This window comes from Nocardia sp. 852002-20019_SCH5090214 (assembly GCF_001665865.1).
Taxonomy (GTDB): Bacteria; Actinomycetota; Actinomycetes; order Mycobacteriales; family Mycobacteriaceae; genus Nocardia; species Nocardia nova.
Genome location: NZ_LZMK01000086.1, coordinates 1 through 3,805 on the forward strand (window position 1 = coordinate 1; position 3,805 = coordinate 3,805).

5 protein-coding genes are annotated in these 3,805 nt (G+C 63.4%); 2 read left to right on the plus strand and 3 right to left on the minus strand.

What is annotated here, in order from left to right; genetic code table 11:
- The coding region (locus A5780_RS38945) for an SDR family oxidoreductase (RefSeq protein ID WP_197521691.1) at positions 1-128 on the minus strand (128 nt) is incomplete at its 3' end.
- Positions 129-398: 270 nt separating this feature from the next.
- On the opposite strand from A5780_RS38945, the gene A5780_RS39820 reads away from it, so the two are divergent.
- Positions 399-671: a hypothetical protein gene (locus A5780_RS39820; RefSeq protein ID WP_156769410.1), complete on the plus strand. Its 273-nt coding sequence runs from the start codon at positions 399-401 to the stop codon at positions 669-671.
- Positions 672-1,369: 698 nt separating this feature from the next.
- Here A5780_RS39820 and A5780_RS07675 read toward each other — a convergent pair.
- Positions 1,370-2,554 carry an IS30 family transposase gene (locus tag A5780_RS07675; protein ID WP_064908110.1) on the minus strand — a complete coding sequence of 395 codons (1,185 nt, stop codon included), beginning with the start codon at positions 2,552-2,554 and terminating at the stop codon, positions 1,370-1,372.
- 239 nt (positions 2,555-2,793) lie between these two features.
- Between A5780_RS07675 and A5780_RS07680 the strand changes: the two genes are divergently transcribed.
- Entirely contained in the window at positions 2,794-3,360 is a 567-nt protein-coding gene (locus A5780_RS07680; RefSeq protein WP_064908111.1) for a hypothetical protein, read from the plus strand.
- A 107-nt stretch (positions 3,361-3,467) separates the two neighbouring features.
- On the opposite strand, the gene A5780_RS41755 is transcribed toward A5780_RS07680, so the two are convergent.
- Positions 3,468-3,805 (minus strand): hypothetical protein (locus A5780_RS41755; RefSeq protein ID WP_231982886.1); only part of this gene is annotated, 338 nt, incomplete at its 5' end.

Consider the following 3,805-nt stretch of genomic DNA (forward strand, 5'->3'; position numbering starts at 1 on the left):
CCGTGAGTCTGGGGGGCGGTGGGGCCGGGGGCGATTGTGTTGACCCGGATTCCGCGTGGTGCGAGTTCGATCGTCCAGACGCGGCTGAATTGGCGAATCGCGGCTTTGCTGGCGGAGTAGACGCCGATGCCGCGGCGCCCTCGACGTCGAGGTCGATCCTGTGACGACTACCGATGCGCCGTATTTGAGCAGCGGTAGTGACCGCGTGCTGGATACTTCAGGCGCAACGTATTGGCCACCCTGAGAGCGGGCGGCCCCATTGGCGGAACGCGGTTCAGCCGTTGCGCTTCGCGACGAGCCTTCTCTGCTCCGGGATGTGCGGGCGTCGAGGCGGAAGGCTGCCTGGTCGAGTCACGGCCTGCACGGCTGGTGTTGTGGTCCGGGCCGAGGATGGTCGTATGGCAACTTCGAACAACGTCGATCCTCGATGGGGCGGGATCCGTGTATATGGCGTCCGTCGTGACCCGCCTGATGTCGAGAAGATCGCGACGGTACTTGTTGACCTGGCACGGCAGCAGGTAGCCGACCCGGGGGATAGCGATCAAGCGGGTATTGGCGATAAGGGTCCACGGCCGGTGCGGGCCGACAAGTCTGCACTGCGTCGGGCGCGTCGTCTCGATGACGAGGAAGAGATTGATCCAGGGCTACGTGTCCGGTGCGACGACATATGAGTTGGGAGACCGGTTTGGCGTAGATCGTCGTACCGTCAGCGCGATTCTGCATCGGCGCAATATTCCGATGCGAGGACGTGGTCTGGCTCGGGAGCAGGCCGACGAGGCGGTTGATCTGCATAGCCGAGGTTGGTCTCTCGCTCGGGTCGCCCGGCACCACGCCGTCGATCCTGTGACTGTGCTGAACCGGTTGCGTGAACGTGGCGTTCGTACTCGCGACACTCATGGGCGGAGCCGGTCCTGAGATTCAGGGAGCCGACCGGGGAATGCATCCGCGGGTCGGCCGAGCACTCACGTTCCTGACCTGTTCACCACCGGGCCGGAGGGGGTACCTTGCGAGGGATAGAACACGAAAAATGGCAATGAGCAGGGAAAACTCGAATACGAACGAATCCTGCCGTTATCGGCGGCTTGATGAAAAGTCCCTGCTCAATGCCGCTATTTGGCCAAAATTGTGGAGCCTAGGGGAATCGAACCCCTAACCCCTGCCTCACAAAAGTCGAGCTGAGCCGTTCGATACAACGTCTCCGCCGGTAGCAACAGGAATTTCACGAAACTTCGCGCAATTTTCCGGCACAGACGGTACCTGTTCCCTGCTGACGCCGTCAACACCCCATCCCTGCTACTGACGGCGTCAGTAGGCCACTCTGTCAACGGAACGCCAATCCGGACCATCTGACGGAAACGGCTGATTCTAGTCAACGTCGCAACACCGACTGATTCTCGGAGGCTAGCAGAGCGGTGAAAAGCTCTGCCGGGCAACGGTCTTGAAGGACGCTTCGGGGGCGGTGGTTGAGTTCGTCCTCGACGGCCAGAAGATGCTTGGGCGAGTGGATGTTGAGGTTGGTTCCCTTCGGAAAGTAGTCGCGCAACAACCCGTTCGCGTTCTCGTTCGAGCCGCGCTGCCACGGGGAATGGGAGTCGCAGAAGTAGATCGGGGCGCCCAGCGACCGCGCGATCGTGACGTGCCGGGCCATCTCGGTGCCTTGGTCCCAGGTGATCGACCGCAGCAATGCCGGTGGCAGATCACGCATCCTGGCGGTCAGCGCCGTGTGCAGAGATTCGCTGTCGCGGGAGGACAGATGCAGTAACCGGACCATGCGGGTCTGGCGCTCGACGAGTGTGCCGATCGCCGAACTCTGATCCTTGCCAACGATGAGATCTCCCTCCCAGTGCCCCGCTTGCGTGCGGTCCTCGGGCCGAAATGGGCGATCGTGGACGGTGAGCATGGGACGTTGGAATCGTGGTCGGCGTCGTTCGGCATTCTGATGAGCGCGCCGATGATCGCGACCGGTGCGTAGCGGCGAGCGACGATGCGGTGCGAGCCGCGAGGGCCGCAAGAGGGACGATCCGGGCTGGTAGACGGCCTGATAGATGGTCTCGTGGCACAACCACATCTGCGGATCGCTGGGGAACCGTTTCCGCAGGTGCCGACTGATCTGCTGAGGGCTCCACCGCTGCGCCAGCAACTCCGCGACCATGCGTTCCAGTTCGGGGTGAGTTTCGAGGCGACGGCGATGCCGCCGAGCGCGCCGTGCAGTGGCACGTCGATGGGCTTCGAAGGGGCGATACCCTTTGGTCTTGAACGCATTTCGTCGTAGTTCCCGTGAGATTGTCGATGGTGATCGGCCCAGCTGGGTCGCGATCGCGCGGATGCTCATGCCTGCCTGGCGTAGATCAGCGATCTCGATTCGCTCGTCCTGGGACAGGAACCGGGCGTCGATCTGACGTACTGCCAACCGGTCCAAGGCCGGCACGAACCCGACGACCTTGCCGTTGCGGTAGGTCTTGTAGCCACGTGACCAGTTGGCGCCCGCGGTGCGCGATGCTCCGACTTCGCGAGCCGCGCGCTGAACGCTCCAGCCGCGAGCCCGAAGCTCCATGAACCGTTGACGTTTGGCCGATTGCGGACGACGCCCCGGCCCCTTCTTCACGCGACGCGACGACGGCAACACAACCTCCAGAACCTACGGGAGTGTTGCGATCACCGGTAGAAACCGCCCGGCTACGAGCAGAGACGTTGTTGCGCACCTGCGATCTTCCCGGCGCAGCGGCGGTCGGAGGGAATCGGAACCTCATGAGCGTCGATATATCTTGTCCCTCTTGCGGTTACGACGATTGCGTGCAGAGCGTTCCCGCGATCCGCGCTTCGGGGACCTCGACGGTTTATGGCACCGACTACTACTCCGGTGTCGGTGTGAGTTCGTCGGGCCTGGTGCCGGTCATGGGTTCCTCGCTCGTCGAGCGAACGCAATCCAGTTATCTCGCACAATCACTCGCGCCCGAGCCCGGATTCCGGGGTGCTGGGCGCCTCACCACCCTCGCACTGGTGCTGAGCTTGCCTGCGGTCGGGTATTTCGCCGCTGGGGGCGTGCTAATAAGCCGTCCACACCCCGACGTCTCGGCTGCTTCGATTTTGATCGGCGCTTTTGGTTTTGCGCTTTTCCTCGCGCTTCCGTCGTTGCTGATTTTGTGGTTCGCGTTCCGGCGGTTGCGACGCTCGGCCCGGATTCGGCGCGGGGCTCCTGCGGCGTACGCGGTTTGGCGGGCTGGGGTGTACTGCCACCGATGTGGCATGTGCTTTTGGCCCTTCGCGCCCGCCGCCGGGATCCCGGTGCGGCATCCGGTGCCTCCAGGCGGTTTCCAGGGGATCGTCTGGAACGTCGGGGGTTACCTCAACGACGCGTGATCTCTCCCGATACAGGGTCGTAGACCCCTGCCACCGTTGGCCGGTCGGAGCTCGCTTGCGGAGCCTGCGTTCGGTGATCCCCTCGGCGGTCTATCTCTGACCGTCGGTTACGGCGATTGTTCTGCCGATCCCGCGGACCGCGGCGGCTCGTTGAGCCTCTGCTCGCGCTCACGATGTGCCGCCTGCGCGCCTGGTCCAGGCTTTTTCTGCCCGGCGGCAAGTAGTTGGCGCGCGCCCCTGACGCTGATTTCGAGTAGTTCGGCGATATCGTCGGTGCTACATCCGTGCTCGTTCATGCGAACCACGGCCGCAGCCTGCCTGGTGTGGTGTACCGCGATGTCGGTTGCCGCGGTCTGTTCGAGGTGGCGGATCTTGTCGTGCAACGCTCGGATGCGGCGGTCGCGGCGTTGTTCGATCGTTGAAATCGCCTGCCACGCCGACCAAT

Excerpts from the sequence above, each read along its gene's own strand:
- A5780_RS39820 (WP_156769410.1), top strand. The coding sequence starts at position 399 with ATGGCAACTTCGAACAACGTCGATCCTCGATGGGGCGGGATCCGTGTA.
- A5780_RS07675 (WP_064908110.1), bottom strand. The coding sequence starts at position 2,554 with ATGGAGCTTCGGGCTCGCGGCTGGAGCGTTCAGCGCGCGGCTCGCGAA.